15 protein-coding genes are annotated in these 13,425 nt (G+C 71.9%); 7 read left to right on the top strand and 8 right to left on the bottom strand.

The window, feature by feature from the left end; translation table 11 throughout:
• Positions 1-80: 80 nt before the first annotated feature.
• Entirely contained in the window at positions 81-374 is a 294-nt protein-coding gene (locus ABT171_RS19395) for a hypothetical protein (protein WP_351245304.1), read from the top strand.
• A gap of 23 nt (positions 375-397) precedes the next feature.
• Positions 398-682: an antitoxin gene (locus tag ABT171_RS19390; protein WP_351245302.1), complete on the top strand. Its 285-nt coding sequence runs from the start codon at positions 398-400 to the stop codon at positions 680-682.
• Positions 683-917: 235 nt separating this feature from the next.
• On the opposite strand, the gene ABT171_RS19385 is transcribed toward ABT171_RS19390, so the two are convergent.
• The 4 genes from ABT171_RS19385 to ABT171_RS19370 form a co-directional block, all read right to left on the bottom strand.
• Entirely contained in the window at positions 918-1,631 is a 714-nt protein-coding gene (locus tag ABT171_RS19385) for a class III extradiol dioxygenase subunit B-like domain-containing protein (protein ID WP_351245300.1), read from the bottom strand.
• Between the two features lie 129 nt (positions 1,632-1,760).
• Entirely contained in the window at positions 1,761-3,290 is a 1,530-nt protein-coding gene (gene miaB / locus ABT171_RS19380) for a tRNA (N6-isopentenyl adenosine(37)-C2)-methylthiotransferase MiaB (RefSeq protein WP_351245298.1), read from the bottom strand.
• A gap of 120 nt (positions 3,291-3,410) precedes the next feature.
• The gene (locus ABT171_RS19375; RefSeq protein WP_351245296.1) at positions 3,411-4,394 is read right to left on the bottom strand and encodes an aldo/keto reductase; all 984 of its coding nucleotides are present in this window, start codon (positions 4,392-4,394) and stop codon (positions 3,411-3,413) included.
• A gap of 130 nt (positions 4,395-4,524) precedes the next feature.
• Positions 4,525-5,370, bottom strand: a complete 846-nt coding sequence (locus ABT171_RS19370; protein ID WP_351245294.1) for an SDR family NAD(P)-dependent oxidoreductase — start codon at positions 5,368-5,370, stop codon at positions 4,525-4,527.
• A 131-nt stretch (positions 5,371-5,501) separates the two neighbouring features.
• Between ABT171_RS19370 and ABT171_RS19365 the strand changes: the two genes are divergently transcribed.
• Positions 5,502-6,092, top strand: coding sequence for a TetR/AcrR family transcriptional regulator (locus tag ABT171_RS19365; RefSeq protein ID WP_351245292.1), 591 nt, complete (start codon positions 5,502-5,504; stop codon positions 6,090-6,092).
• 197 nt (positions 6,093-6,289) lie between these two features.
• On the opposite strand, the gene ABT171_RS19360 is transcribed toward ABT171_RS19365, so the two are convergent.
• Positions 6,290-6,838 (bottom strand): GNAT family N-acetyltransferase, encoded by a 549-nt coding sequence (locus ABT171_RS19360; protein WP_351245290.1) that lies wholly within the window; start codon positions 6,836-6,838, stop codon positions 6,290-6,292.
• Between the two features lie 72 nt (positions 6,839-6,910).
• On the opposite strand from ABT171_RS19360, the gene ABT171_RS19355 reads away from it, so the two are divergent.
• The 4 genes from ABT171_RS19355 to ABT171_RS19340 all read left to right on the top strand — a co-directional run bounded on the left by ABT171_RS19355 (position 6,911) and on the right by ABT171_RS19340 (position 10,270).
• Complete coding sequence (locus ABT171_RS19355; protein ID WP_351245288.1) at positions 6,911-8,491, top strand: SMI1/KNR4 family protein; 1,581 nt, start codon at positions 6,911-6,913, stop codon at positions 8,489-8,491.
• 139 nt (positions 8,492-8,630) lie between these two features.
• Positions 8,631-9,326, top strand: coding sequence for a glycerophosphodiester phosphodiesterase (locus ABT171_RS19350; RefSeq protein ID WP_351245286.1), 696 nt, complete (start codon positions 8,631-8,633; stop codon positions 9,324-9,326).
• Positions 9,327-9,443: 117 nt separating this feature from the next.
• Positions 9,444-10,028 (top strand): DUF2975 domain-containing protein, encoded by a 585-nt coding sequence (locus ABT171_RS19345; RefSeq protein ID WP_351245284.1) that lies wholly within the window; start codon positions 9,444-9,446, stop codon positions 10,026-10,028.
• Entirely contained in the window at positions 10,028-10,270 is a 243-nt protein-coding gene (locus ABT171_RS19340; protein WP_351245282.1) for a helix-turn-helix domain-containing protein, read from the top strand. The genes ABT171_RS19345 and ABT171_RS19340 overlap by 1 nt, the downstream gene beginning before the upstream one ends.
• A gap of 51 nt (positions 10,271-10,321) precedes the next feature.
• Here the strand turns inward: ABT171_RS19340 and ABT171_RS19335 are convergent, their stop codons facing one another.
• The 3 genes from ABT171_RS19335 to ABT171_RS19325 are packed head-to-tail and all read right to left on the bottom strand — an operon-like array spanning position 10,322 to position 13,423.
• A complete protein-coding gene (locus ABT171_RS19335; RefSeq protein ID WP_351245280.1) occupies positions 10,322-11,128 on the bottom strand; it encodes an acetoacetate decarboxylase family protein in 807 nt (268 codons plus the stop codon).
• A gap of 34 nt (positions 11,129-11,162) precedes the next feature.
• Positions 11,163-12,527 (bottom strand): pyridoxal phosphate-dependent decarboxylase family protein, encoded by a 1,365-nt coding sequence (locus tag ABT171_RS19330; RefSeq protein ID WP_351245278.1) that lies wholly within the window; start codon positions 12,525-12,527, stop codon positions 11,163-11,165.
• 50 nt (positions 12,528-12,577) lie between these two features.
• Entirely contained in the window at positions 12,578-13,423 is an 846-nt protein-coding gene (locus tag ABT171_RS19325; protein ID WP_351245277.1) for a fumarylacetoacetate hydrolase family protein, read from the bottom strand.
• Between the last annotated feature and the right edge of the window lie 2 nt (positions 13,424-13,425).

Here is a 13,425-nt window from a genome sequence, read left to right as displayed (position 1 = left end):
GAGGCGGTGACCCCGGCGGCGCAACCGTACGCACCGGGTAACGCGGGAATTCGCCCGCACGAGTACCGTATGGAGTGGATATGGGCGTTTTTGCACGACTCCTCGGCAGGTCGAAGGCGACTCCGGAGGCGTCGGTCGCCGAGGCGGAGGCCGGCGCGGAGTCGGCAGGGGCCGAGGCGGCGGAAGCGGAGCCGGCGGAGGCGGAGGCAGCCGGTTCGGCGGAGGCGAAGGGTTCGTCCGAGGACGTGAGCGAGGACGTGGCGACCGCGTCGGACGCCGGTGCGGACGACGCGTCCGACGGCTCCGGAATCCCCAAGCAGCAGTCCGCCGAGGAAGCCGCCGACAACGAGGCCGGCGAGGGCGCCCGCAGGTAACCGCCCTCGAAGGAAGGTGGACCATGGGTCTGATGGACAACATGAAGGCCAAGCTCGGCCCGGCCAGGGACAAGGTGTCGGACCTCGCCCGGCAGCACGGGGACAAGGTCCAGCACGGCATCGACAAGGCCGCGAAGGCCGTGGACGAGCGGACCAAGCACAAGTACAGCGACAGGATCCAGGCGGGCACCGGCAAGGCCAAGGAGGCGATGGACCGCCTCGCCCACAAGGAGGGTCCTGGCCCGCAGACGGTCACCGGCGATCCGACGACCCCCACCCCGCCGGAGGGCCCGCCACCGGCTTCCTGAGTCTCCTGAAGGGCATGCGGATCGGCGGACGGTCGCGGAGCACAACGGCGCTCCCGACCGTCCGCCGTTTCGCGCGCGTACGGCGGGGGTGCCCGCCGTGCCCTGCCGGGCGGACGGGGTGACGGCCGTGCCCCTGCGGGAGCCGAGGGGCCACAAGGCCTAGTCAACGCCACCACCCGCCAACACCAGGCCACCACCACGCACCCCGGCAACGCCAAGCCGGCGCCACCGCCCGCTAGGTCCAGGTCGCCACCACGTACCCCACGCCGTAGGGCGCGTCCTCGTACAGCAGCGTGCCGGTGAGGGACGCGCCCTCGGCGGCGCCGGCCAGGAGCTGCCAGGGGGCCCGGCCGGAGGCCTTCAGTTCGTACGCCAGCTCGGCGTCCAGCGCCTGGACGGCCGCCACGTCCGCCGCGCCCAGCGCCCGCGCGACCTCCGCGTCGAAGGGTGCCGCCCGCTCGTCCAGGTAACCCGGCGCCTTGACCGTGCGGCACGCGCTGGCGTCTCCCATCACCAGCAGCGCAACCCGTCCGGCCCGGGCGCCGATCTCCCTTCCGGCTTCGGCACACCGCTCGGGCGCGAGCGTTTCCCCGACACCGAGTCCCTCGATCGGGGCGTCCGCCCACCCGGTCCGCTGCAGCAGCCACGCGCCGACGGCCAGCGACGGCGGCAGCTCGCGCTCACCGACGGTGTCCGTCCCCGGCCCGAGGCGTACCTCCAGATCGACCCCGAACCCGCGGAAGGATCCCCGGGTGCCCTGCGGAAACGATCCGCACCCGCTCTGCTCGGCGGGCCCGACCACCACCAGGAGATCCGGGCGGGCGGCCGCGAGCACACCGAGCGTGTCGGCGCAGGCCGAGCGCGCGGTGTCCATCTCGGGTGCGGCACCCGCGGCGACCTGGGGCACGAGCAGCGGAGGGCAGGGACAGACTGCTGCGGCGACAAGCATGATCGGCAGCGTACGCGCTCAGGCGGTCAGCAGGTGATCGGACCCGAGTCCGGAGGAACACGCTGTCCGACGAGCCGTCCCCGACCGGCATCCAGGCGTCGCCGTCGATCGTGGCCCAGCCGGCCAGGGTCAGTCGCAGCCGCAGCCGGAGCCCGTGGCGACCGGCAGCGGCTCCGGCACGCCGATCCTCGGCAGACCCAGCATGACGCCCGCCGGCTTGGCGGCCTCGGCGGCGTTGCGCTTCTCCCAGGCGTCTCCCGCGCGCGTGCGGCGCACGTCGAGGACGGCGCCCTCGGCGAGGAGGTGGTGCGGGGCGGCGTACGTCACCTCGACGGTGACCACGTCACCGGGGCGGACCTCCTGCTCCGGCTTGGTGAAGTGGACCAGCCGGTTGTCGGCGGCGCGGCCGGAGAGGCGGTGCGTGGCGCCGTCCTTGCGGCCCTCGCCCTCGGCGACCATCAGCTCCAGCGTGCGGCCGACCTGCTTCTTGTTCTCCTCCCAGGAGATCTCCTCCTGGAGGGCGACGAGCCGCTCGTAGCGCGCCTGGACGACCTCCTTGGGGATCTGGTTCTCCATGGTCGCGGCCGGGGTGCCGGGCCGCTTGGAGTACTGGAAGGTGAAGGCCTGCGCGAACCGCGCCTCGCGGACGACGTGCAGGGTCTGCTCGAAGTCCTCCTCGGTCTCGCCGGGGAAGCCCACGATGATGTCGGTGGTGATCGCGGCGTGCGGGATCGCGGCGCGCACCTTCTCGATGATCCCGAGGTACCGTTCCTGCCGGTACGAGCGGCGCATCGCCTTCAGGACCGTGTCCGACCCGGACTGCAGCGGCATGTGCAGCTGCGGCATCACGTTCGGCGTCTCGGCCATGGCGGCGATGACGTCGTCGGTGAAGTCGCGGGGGTGCGGGGAGGTGAACCGCACCCGCTCCAGGCCCTCGATGTTCCCGCAGGCCCGCAGCAGCTTGCTGAAGGCCTCGCGGTCGCCGATGTCGGAGCCGTAGGCGTTGACGTTCTGGCCGAGCAGTGTGATCTCGGAGACACCCTCGGCGACCAGGGCCTCGACCTCGGCGAGGATGTCGCCGGGGCGGCGGTCCTTCTCCTTGCCGCGCAGGGCCGGGACGATACAGAACGTACAGGTGTTGTTGCAGCCGACGGAGATCGACACCCAGGCCGCGTAGGCGCTCTCGCGCCGGGTCGGCAGGGTGGAGGGGAAGGCCTCCAGCGACTCGGCGATCTCGACCTGCGCCTGCTCCTGCACGCGGGCGCGCTCCAGCAGGACCGGCAGCTTGCCGATGTTGTGCGTGCCGAAGACGACGTCCACCCAGGGCGCCTTCTTCACGATGGTGTCGCGGTCCTTCTGCGCGAGGCAGCCGCCGACCGCGATCTGCATACCGGGCCGCGAGGCCTTCTTCGGCGCGAGCCGGCCGAGGTTGCCGTACAGCCGGTTGTCGGCGTTCTCACGGACGGCGCACGTGTTGAACACGACCACGTCGGCGTCCCCGTCCGAGCCCTCGGCGGCCCGCACGTACCCGGCCTCTTCGAGCAGCCCGGCCAGCCGCTCGGAATCGTGGACGTTCATCTGGCACCCGTAGGTTCGGATTTCGTACGTCATAGATGAACGAGGGTCCACTGCCTGGCTCCGGTCGCTGCTGCTGGTCATGACTCAAGGGTAGGTGCTTCCGGGGGAACCTCCTGCAGTGCTTCGGCGCCCCGGCATCCCGCAGGACGCGTGCGGTCTCCAGCCCCAGTCCGGGCTGCCTTCCCGAGACGCCCTCGGGGGTCAGCCGTTGAGGTTCTGCATCAGCTCGGGGGCGTAGCGGTCGCCGGAGACGATGCCGCGCGGGGCGACGGCTTCGATGGCGGCCACGTCCTCGTCCGTGATCGACACGGTGGTGGCGGCGACGTTCTCCTCCAGGTAGCGGCGGCGCTTGGTACCGGGGATGGCGACCGCGCCCTGGTGCAGCACCCAGGCGAGGGCCAGCTGGGACGGCGAGACCCGCTTGGCGGCGGCGATGCGGCGGACCTCGTCGACCACGGCCAGGTTGCGGGCGAAGTTGTCCCCCTGGAAGCGCGGGTCGGTGCGGCGGAAGTCGTCGGCGGCGAAGTCGTCCGGGCTGGTGATCGCACCGGACAGGAACCCGCGTCCGAGCGGCGAGTAGGCGACCAGGCCGATCCCGAGCTCGTTCAGGGTGGCCATGACCCCGTCGTCCTCGATGCCGCGCTCGAAGAGCGAGTACTCGGTCTGGACCGCCGTGATCGGGTGGACGGCGTGCGCGCGGCGGATGGTCTGCGGGGCGACCTCGGACAGGCCGATGCAGCGGACCTTGCCGGCGGCCACCATGTCGGCCATGGCGCCGACGGTCTCCTCGACCGGCACCTGCGGGTCGACCCGGTGCAGGTAGTAGAGGTCGACGTGGTCGGTGCCCAGGTGGCGCAGGGAGCGGTCCAGGGAACGACGGATGTACTCGGGGCGCCCGTTGTGGCCGACGAGCGTGCCGTCGTCGGTGAACTCGATGCCCGTCTTGGTGGCGACGACGGCCTGCTCGCGGCGCCCGGCGAGGGCCTTGCCGAGGAGCTGTTCGTTGATGAACGGCCCGTAGCCCTCGGCGGTGTCCAGCAGGGTCACGCCCAGTTCCAGGGCGCGGTCGATGGTGGCGAGGGCCTCGGTCTCGTCTGTGCCGCCGTAGAAGGCGCTCATGCCCATGCAGCCGAGTCCTTCGGCGGAGACGGTCAGGCCCTGACTGCCGAGGGTGCGGAGTTCCATGGTGATCTTCCTTGCTGTTGCGGGTCGTCCCGCGGTGTGTGACTGGTCGGTGGTGCGTTCGGCGCGCTGCGGTCTCCGAGCCGGGCCGGGTGCGGCCGGGCATCCCCGACCCGGACGCGGGGCAGGCCGGTCAGCGCACCCAGGTGCCGGTGAGGTTCTGGACGGCGGAGCCGTCGAGGTCGGCGAGGGTGGTGGCGACGAAGTCGCGGGCCCACTGCGAGGTCTGGATGCGGAAGGGCGGGTGGGCGGCGGTCAGGGCCTCGACGATCGGGGCGGCCGCCTCGGCCGGGGTCTGGGCGTTGCCGAACGACTGCCGGGTGCGGCTGAGGTAGGCCTCAAGCGCAGGGCTGTAGGGACCGGCGGCGGCGAGCAGCGCCGGGACGTCCAGGCCGAGATTGGCGACGAACTCGCTCGCCACCGCGCCCGGCTCGACCACGGTGACATCGACTCCGACGGTGCCGGCGACCGGCGCGAGGGACTGCATGAAGCCCTCGACGGCGAACTTGGCGGCGCAGTACGCCTCGTTGAAGGGCTGGCCCACGACGCCGCCGACGCTGGTGACGGTGATCACCCGGCCCTTCGACGCACGCAGGTGCGGCAGGGCCGCCCGGGTCACCGCCACCACGCCGAAGAAGTTGACCTCCATGGCCGCGCGGACGTCGTCGAGGCTGCTCTGCTCGATGGTGCCGACCTGGGCGGCGCCGGCGTTGTTGACCAGCGCGTCCAGGCGGCCGTGCTCGGCAACGATCTCATCCAGGCAGGCGGTGATACCGGCGGAGTCGGTCACGTCCAGGCGCTTGATCTGGATCCGGTCCGCGACACCCGCCTCGGCGGCGGCCTTGAGCAGGGCCTCGGCCTTGCCGGTGTCGCGCATGGTGGCGACAGCCGTCCAGCCCGCCCGGGCGGCTCCGACGGCGGCGGCCAGGCCGATGCCGGAGGACGTGCCGGTGATCAGAACCGTCTTCGGGGAGGTCATGAGGTCTTCCTTGTCGGGGGAGCACAACGGGACGACACCCGTAACCGGGGAGTTCCCCAGTTATCCGGGACAGTAACCGGGGAACTCCCCGGTTGTCCAGCTAGACTGGCCCCCTGACGAAGGGAGCAGCCTTGACCACCAAGCCGAGCGGGTTGCGCGCCGATGCCCGCCGCAACCGGGAACGCATCCTCGAAGCGGCCGTGCGCGCCTTCTCCGAGAAGGGCCCGGACGTCGCGATCGACACGATCGCCAAGACCGCGGGCGTCGGCTCGGCCACGCTCTACCGCCACTTCCCCACCCGCGAGGCGCTCGTCGAGGCGGCCTACCGCAACGAGCTGGCCCGCGTCTGCGACAGCGCCGCGAAGCTGCTCGCCGACCACGCGCCGGACCGGGCGATCCGCCTGTGGATGGACAACTTCATCGACTACCTGGCTGCCAAGCAGGGCATGGCGGACGCGCTGCGGGCAGCGGTCGCATCCGGTGCGGACCCCTTCGCCGAGACCCTCGACAAGCTCGGCACCGCGATCGGCACCCTGCTGCGCGCCGGCGCCGACACCGGCGTCCTGCGCACGGACATCGACCCCTTGGACGTCGGCTTCAGCCTGGCCGGCGTCGCGCTGATCACCAGCGCGCCCGACCAACGCGAACGGGCCGGCCGCCTCCTCGACCTGCTCCTCGACGGCCTCCGGTACGGAGCGGGCGGGCCGGCACCCTGCCCGTGACCCGAGGCCGTCCCGCCCTGCACTGAGGCCGGGACGCCGATTTCAGCCTTCGCGAACAGCAGCACGGCGGCGTCGGCGGAACGCCCGCGTGCCGCACACATACCCGGCGGCGCGCCGCGGGGCCCTCGGCGCCATGCGCCTCGCGCCGGCGGCCCGGGCCATCGCCCCGAGTCGTAAGGCTTCTTCGTGACGTGGCGTCAGTCGCCGGTCCGTGGCCGGTCGACGCGGTAGAGGTAGTGGGTCCGGTCATCGACCGGGTTGTCCGGCTCCAGGTCTCCGACCCCGACCCGGCTCAGCCCCGCTCGCTCAAGCGCCCGCCACGAGGGGCGATTTGCCGCCACCACGGGGACGAGGACGCACGGGGCGGCAGGGTGTTCGGCCCAGGTTCGCACGATGACGGAGTGGATCATCGCCGTCCCGATGCCCTGCCCGGTCCGGCGGGGATCGCCGATCAGGTAGTCGATGGTCACCGCGCCGTCGGGTACAGGGACGACGGCCGCCAGTTCGGCCAGGTACTCGGGGTAGTCGTGCAGACGTGAACGCTGTACGAGACCGACCGGCCGGCCTTCGAGGAAGGCGAGGAGGTCCTCCGAGGGCTCCTCCCCGCGGGCCGCGGGACCGAAGTCGCGTGCCACCGCTTCCGCGGTGGTCTCGTGATTCCACCAACGCCTCACATGGGGTTGCTGGAGCCACATGCGCAGCAGCGGGAAGTCCTGCTCGTCGATCCGACGCCAGGTGAACTCCATGAGGGCGCTCCGGGATTGCGGGGTCGGGTAACCGGAGACTACTGCCCGGTCGGACCACGTCCGCCGTGGAGAGTGAGCGCCCAGCGCGGCCCCTCGCCCTCGCTGTCGTCGGGTGCCTCCCCCCGGCCGCGGGAACGCGTCGTACGCCTGCCGCAGGCGCGGCACGGCGCGCCGGACGCCCAGTGGGCCGCCGAGGCCCTGGCTCTCTCGCTGATCAGCATGCCGATCAGGAGGTCGGCGGTCGGCGGGGCACGGGTCGGCCGGCGCGTGCTGCACGTCCCCGGCCACCCCGGTCGACTCCGCGTCCGGTTCGGCCGCCCCGCGGGTGATCCCGTCCTCCGTGCGCGCCGGTCCGACCCGCGCGGCACACCGGCCGCCGCCCGATTTCCGCCCCGGACCGCGGAGACGGAAGAATCTGCCGAGTACATGGCGCGCATGCGGGAAGGACGTCAATTGACATCGGACATAGGCACGTTCACCACCCCCTCCGCGGAGCGCCCGCCCTCCCCCGTCCCGGTCGACTGGACGGCCGTCGAGGACTGGCTCGGACTGCGGCTGCCCGCCGACTACAAGCGGCTCGCCGACCGGTACGGGCCGCTGGACTTCGGTGAGTACGTGTGGATCCACGTGCCGTGCGTCCAGCGGGACCGCTTCGACTACGGCGAGTGGCTGCGCGAGACGCACCGGGAGGCGCGGATCGAGGCGCGGGAGCTGCCCGAGGACGAGCGGCCCGTGCTCCACCCCGAGCCCGGCGGCCTGTTGGCCTGGGGCTGCACGCGGGGCAGCGACGTACTGTTCTGGGACACCTCGGCCTCCGACGACCCCGACGAGTGGACCGTGGTGGTGCAGCACTCGGGGGCGGTGCCGGGCAGCGGCCTGCTCCCCTGGCACCGGTACGACCTGACGCTCACCGGCTATCTGCGGCACACCGTCCGCGACACCTGGGAGCTCCCTTCTCCTCCCGGCCCGCTGCTGGGCCCGCTGCCGGGCACCGTCGCACGGACCGCCTTCCTTCCCGGCGCCGAACCGTGGACCCCGCCCGCGCCGGTCCCGCCCCGGCTCACCGAGGCCGAGCGCCGCATCGCGCTGGAGACCGGCACCGGGCTGGACGCGCTGCGGCTGCTGTCGCCGCCACCGGAGCGGCCGTACCTCGGCGACGGCTCCTGGGAGGGGCTGTTCGCCGAGCTGGGCACACGGCTGCCCGGGGAATACGTGCGGCTGATGGACGAGTACGGCGCCGGCATCTGGAGCGGGTGGCTGCGTTTCCACACCCCGCTGCGGACCGGCGAGCGGCGATTCCTCACGCACGTCGAGGACACCGTGGACGCCTACCGGCAACTCAAGCACAGCCACGCCGAGTGGTTCCCGCTGGCCGTGTGGCCCGAGCCCGGCGGCTTCCTCCCCTTCGCCAACTCCATCGACGGCGACTACCTCGGCTGGCTCACCGAGGGCGGGGACCCCGACACCTGGCCGCTGATCGTCTGGCCCCGCCACGCGGACCAGGGACCGCCGCTGAAGGGCGGCCTGATCGACACCCTCCTCGACTGGCAGCGCGGCACGCTGGTCACACAGGGGTTCGCCACCCTGGACGAGGACGACGACCCCGTCGAGTTCGCGGGCTTCCGGTCCTGGGACGACGACGCCTACTGGTGATCCCCCAGCCGGCGATCACCCGGCTGCCCGGCCGGCCGGCCCGTTAGGCTGGGCGCTCCGACGGCGGTCGGCCGCCACCCCGCGGGAGTACGGCACCCGTGCGGCCGCCCGGACCACCGCACCCAAGGACGGCAACCGAGTGTCTTTCTTCACCATCGGCCACCGCGGCGTCATGGCCGCCGAGCCGGAGAACACCCTGCGCTCCTTCCTGCGGGCCGAACGCGAGGGCCTGGACGGCATCGAACTGGACCTGCACCTGAGCAAGGACGGCGAGCTGGTCGTCATGCACGACGAGACCCTGGACCGCACGACGGACGGCTCCGGCCCGATCGCCGACCAGGAGTTGCGGCAGCTCAAGAAGCTCGACGCCGGCCTCGGCGAGAGCATCCCGACGTTCGAGGAGGTGCTGGACGCCGTCGGGCCGGCGCTGCCGATCCAGGCGGAGATCAAGGACGTGGCCGCCGCCCGGTCGCTGGCCAGGGTGCTCGCCGACCGCGACCTGCTGGACCGTGTCTCGGTGCTGTCGTTCCACGACGCGGCGCTGATCGAGATCCACAGCCTGCTGCCGCAGGCCCGCACCGTGCTGGTGGCAGGCCCCAGCGCGCACCGCGACACCTTCGTCGGCCGTGCTCAGCAGGTCGGTTCGACCCTGGTCAGCGTGGAGCTGCGCCAGCTGAACCAGGCCATCGTGGAGAAGTGCGGCGCCGCCGGCATCGACGTGATGGCCTGGACCGTCAACGACGAGCGCGACCTGACGCTGGCCCGGACGCTCGGCCTGGTGGGCTGCGTGACCGACCAGCCCCATATGAAGCGGCTGGTCGAGGCCACGGCCTGACTCCAGGAGTCCGGGCGACCGAGCGCGTCCAGGGTGACCGCGGCGATCTTCAACTTGTCGACTGTCGATATGCTCGCCCACCCTCGGGCATATCGAAAGTCGATAGGATCGGATGCGATGAACACGCGGCTCACGAGGACCCTGGCCTCGGTGACCTTTCTGCTGGCGGTGCTCTGCGGGGTCGCCTTCATCGGCACGGGGGTCACGCACATGCTCGACGACGGGGCGGTCTGCGTGCAGACGGACTTCTGGGCCAATGCCTCACTCGCGGGCCACCTGCCGGTCGGCGAGGGCGTGAAGGCGTCCGGCAGTGCCACGCGCCTCTGCCAGGACAGTCCCTCCGTGGGTCAGCGCGCCGCCGACCTGGGGGGCGAACTGCCCTGGCTGCTGTTCAGCTTCCTCGCGCTGCTGCTCTTCGCCCGGCTGCTCAAGACCGTCCAGCTGGATGGGCCGTTCACCGACGCGGTGTCGCGACGGCTCTCCGTTCTCGGCTGGTTCGTCGCCGTGGGCACGCCGCTGGCCGGCCTCGTCGTCGGCTGGTCGCGGTCCTGGCTCGTCGGGAGCATGGCGCCGGTCGCGGGTTCCGGGCCGGCGGTCTCCGGGCCGCTGGTGCTCGTGCTGGCCGGCCTCGCCGCAGTGATCATGGGGAAGATCATGCGCGAGGGCGTGCGTATGCGAGAGGACCTCGAAGGGACCATCTGATGCCCGAAGAGGAGTTCCACGCGATCCGGATCCACCTCGACCGGCTCCTCGCCGAGCGCGGCATGACGCTCACCGAACTGTCCGAGCGGGTGGGCATCACCGTCGTCAACCTGTCCGTGCTCAAGAACGGGCGGGCCAAGGCCATCCGCTTCTCGACCCTGTCGCGGATCTGCGATGCCCTCCGGTGCCAGCCGGGGGACCTGATCACCCACGACCCCGCCGAGCCGGCCGATCGGCGGTGACGAGGGCTTCGATCGTGCCGACGGTGTGCGCGGAGGTCTCCTGACGGCCTCTCACCCGGCGCCAGAAGTTCCGGATTCGAGCAGTCGGCCGCCGTCCCACACCACGCCGACCTGCCGGTAGTACGCGGCGATCGGCTCGCGGATCTCCAGCCGGGCCAGCTCCTCGGTGGGTGACTCGAACAGTTCCAGTTCGGCGTCGCCGGCCCAGGGCCGACCGCCCTCGACGGAGGCGGCGCCGGACTCGATCAGCTCGTCCAGGGCGGGGCCCTTCCCCTTCTCGATCGACGGCAGCCGGCGGTGGTGGGCCATGGGATGGGCGTTGACGAACCCGTTCGTCTCCGCCGGCTCGCGCAGGGTCACCACGGCCTGGGCCAGGCGCCGGTCGGCGGCGGCGAGGGTCGCGCCGAACCGCGCCCCGGCCTCGATCCGGGGCGCCGGCCCGTAGGGGTGCGGGCGGCTCTGGTGGATCGAGCCGAGCTTCTTCGGGTAGCCCTGATGCAGTCCGCGGGCGAGGGCGAAGTCCTTGTCGACCCAGATGTACACGCAGCGGGTGTAGGTCCGGCCCCGGTACATACAGCGGACGACGGCGAACGCCTCCTTGTACTGGGAGCGCACCGGGTCCAGCAGCTCCTCCCCCGACGCCGCGCAGGACTGCCAGTCGGCCCAGATCAGCGCGACCGCGCCGGGGTCCTCGTCGGCGAGTGCCAGCGGCTCGGGCAGCAGTTCGCGTACCCGGTCGGGGTTCGTGCGGTACTCGACGGTGAGCAGGTCGCCGGAGTAGTGCCACGGCGGGGAGGGGATCAGCGACGAGGCGCCCGTCGCCGTCCTGGGGTGGAAGTAGCCACGGACACGGGCCATGCCATCACGCTCCAGGGGGATTCGGCAGGGGCGGTCAGGAGCGGGCGAGCTGCTCCACCCGCTGGTGCAGGTGCTCGACGTAGGTCTCGGACTCGGGCTTCATCAGCACGCTGCGCAGAATGCGCGCGCCGTCGGCGTCGGCGGTGATCTTCGGGTGGCGGGCGGTGAAGCGCTCGGCGCCCACGCGGAGGGTGCTGAGGAAGACCGGGTCCCGGGTGTCGGTCATCCCTTCCCGCAGGATCCGGTTGCTGGCCGCGTCGATCTCCGAGAGGGTACGGCCCGACGTCAGCGGGAAGTAGCCGACGATGTCGAGCTGCGGGGGCTGGTAGAGCCTCAGGTGCTCGGACCCCTCGATCAGTTCCGCCCAGCGCAGCGCCGCCCGCCGGCCGGCCGCCAGCACCTGGCCCAGACCCTGACGGGTGGGCGGGAGCAACTGGAAGGTGAGCCACAGCGCGGCGGCCGCCGCGCCCGCCCGGGAGCACTCCAGGCTTATCTCGCCCAGGTGCAGTTCCTCGGAGGTGAAGTACGTGTACGGCGAGTCGTGCAGGTAGAACCGGCCGACCGAGGGGTCGCGGAAGAGGACCGCGCCACAGCCGTAGGGCTGCAGGCCGTGCTTGTGCGGGTCCACCACGATGGAATCGGCCCGGGCGACGGCCCGCCAGGGCTCGACCGGCAGTCCCTCGGGGCCGTCCGCGCCGGCCAGCAGGGTGAAGAATCCGCCGTAGGCGGCGTCTACATGGATCCGCACACCGTGACGCTCACGCAGCGCCAGCGCCTCGTGGACCGGCTCGACGGCGCCGAGCCCGGTCGTACCGGCGGTGAGCACGACCGTGCCGACCCGGCCGCCGCGCAGCAGTTCCTCGAGTGCGTCGAGGTCCATGCGGCCGAGGTCGTCGGTGGGGACGGGGAAGCCTTCCACCCCGAGAACCCCGCACATGCGGCCGTGCGTGTAGTGGGCCTCGGTGCTGTACGCGACGCCCTTGCCGGGGTGCAGTTCGCGCGCCACGAACAGCGCCTCAAGGTTGGCCATGGTGCCGCTGGTGGTCAGGTGACCGAGGTGGGTGTCGTAGCCGAACATCGTGGCCAGCTGCTGGATCACCTCCCGCTCCATCGCGGCGGTGGCCGGACCGCCGTCCAGGGCGTGGTTGTTCGGGTTGACCAGCATCGCGGTCAGGTAGCCCACGACCGCCGCCGGGTGGGGCGGCTTGAGCATCTGGCCCGCGTAGCGGGGGTGGAAGAAGGGGTAGTTGTCCTTCAGCCGCTCGGTGAAGACCTCGAACGCGGCGGCGAACCGGTTGTCGTCGACGGCCAGTGCCGGGTGCGGGTCGAAGGGGCCGAAGGTCTCCGCCCACTCGGCGTTCGAGGCGAGCGCCGAGGCCAGCCACTTGTTCAGATCCATTCCGTCCCTCTTCCTCGATCTGCTGTATGGACTGCGGACGCGCCCGGGGCTCAGCGCCTGGGCGGGCGGATGCCGCGGAACTCCCAGTCGCCGCCCAGGGCGGTCGAGAGCACTTCCTCGGACTCGGTGGGCTGGGCGCCGACGTCGGTACGGACGGCGGTGGGGCCGGTGACGACGTGGTTGGTGAGTCTGCCCAGTCCCTCGACCGCGACCTCGACGACGTCGCCGGGCTGCACGGGACGGGAGTGGGCGGGGGTGCCGGTCAGCAGGACGTCGCCGGGGCACAGGGTGATGGTGCGGGCGATGTCGGCGACGAGGTAGTGCATGTCCCACGTCATCTCATCGGTCGAGCCGTCCTGGACGACCTCGCCGTTGACGTAGGTGCGAAGCCGCTTGCCATGGAAGTCCCAGTCGGTGACCAGGCCGGGACCGAGCGGGCACAGGGTGTCGGACCCCTTGACCCGGAGCATGGACCCGGCGTCCGTGTCGCGGAAGTCGTGCAGGCCGAAGTCGTTGGCGATCGTGTAGCCGGCGATGTACTCCCCCGCCTCGGCCGGGGAGATGTTGCGGGCCGTCCTCCCGATCACCAGGGCGACCTCGCCCTCGTAGTTGAGCCACTTGCAGCCCCCGGGGCGGACGATCGCGCCCTTGTGGCTGTTCAGTGCGGAGACCGGCTTGTGGAAGTAGGTCGGGGTGTCCGGCAGGCCGATCCGGAACTCGTCGACGCGGCTGCGGTGGTTGAGGTGGACCGCGATCACCTTCGAGGGGAGCACGGGGGGCAGGTGGTGGGCCTCCTCGGTCCTGACGCGACGGCCGTCCCCGGCGACGAGCTCGTCCCCGTCGACCGTGACCTGGACGGCGGCGCCGTCGAGGAGTACGCGGCGGTACTCGGGCATAA

It is taken from the genome of Streptomyces sp. NPDC001851 (assembly GCF_040297165.1).
In the GTDB taxonomy this organism is placed as follows: Bacteria; Actinomycetota; Actinomycetes; order Streptomycetales; family Streptomycetaceae; genus Streptomyces.
This window is presented reverse-complemented; position numbering and strand designations above follow the sequence as displayed.

Coding starts and splice junctions, on each gene's coding strand:
- ABT171_RS19395 (WP_351245304.1), top strand. CDS start 81: ATGGGCGTTTTTGCACGACTCCTCGGCAGGTCGAAGGCGACTCCGGAG.
- ABT171_RS19390 (WP_351245302.1), top strand. CDS start 398: ATGGGTCTGATGGACAACATGAAGGCCAAGCTCGGCCCGGCCAGGGAC.
- ABT171_RS19385 (WP_351245300.1), bottom strand. CDS start 1,631: ATGCTTGTCGCCGCAGCAGTCTGTCCCTGCCCTCCGCTGCTCGTGCCC.
- miaB (WP_351245298.1), bottom strand. CDS start 3,290: ATGACCAGCAGCAGCGACCGGAGCCAGGCAGTGGACCCTCGTTCATCT.
- ABT171_RS19375 (WP_351245296.1), bottom strand. CDS start 4,394: ATGGAACTCCGCACCCTCGGCAGTCAGGGCCTGACCGTCTCCGCCGAA.
- ABT171_RS19370 (WP_351245294.1), bottom strand. CDS start 5,370: ATGACCTCCCCGAAGACGGTTCTGATCACCGGCACGTCCTCCGGCATC.
- ABT171_RS19360 (WP_351245290.1), bottom strand. CDS start 6,838: ATGGAGTTCACCTGGCGTCGGATCGACGAGCAGGACTTCCCGCTGCTG.
- ABT171_RS19345 (WP_351245284.1), top strand. CDS start 9,444: ATGAACACGCGGCTCACGAGGACCCTGGCCTCGGTGACCTTTCTGCTG.
- ABT171_RS19340 (WP_351245282.1), top strand. CDS start 10,028: ATGCCCGAAGAGGAGTTCCACGCGATCCGGATCCACCTCGACCGGCTC.
- ABT171_RS19335 (WP_351245280.1), bottom strand. CDS start 11,128: ATGGCCCGTGTCCGTGGCTACTTCCACCCCAGGACGGCGACGGGCGCC.
- ABT171_RS19330 (WP_351245278.1), bottom strand. CDS start 12,527: ATGGATCTGAACAAGTGGCTGGCCTCGGCGCTCGCCTCGAACGCCGAG.
- ABT171_RS19325 (WP_351245277.1), bottom strand. CDS start 13,423: ATGCCCGAGTACCGCCGCGTACTCCTCGACGGCGCCGCCGTCCAGGTC.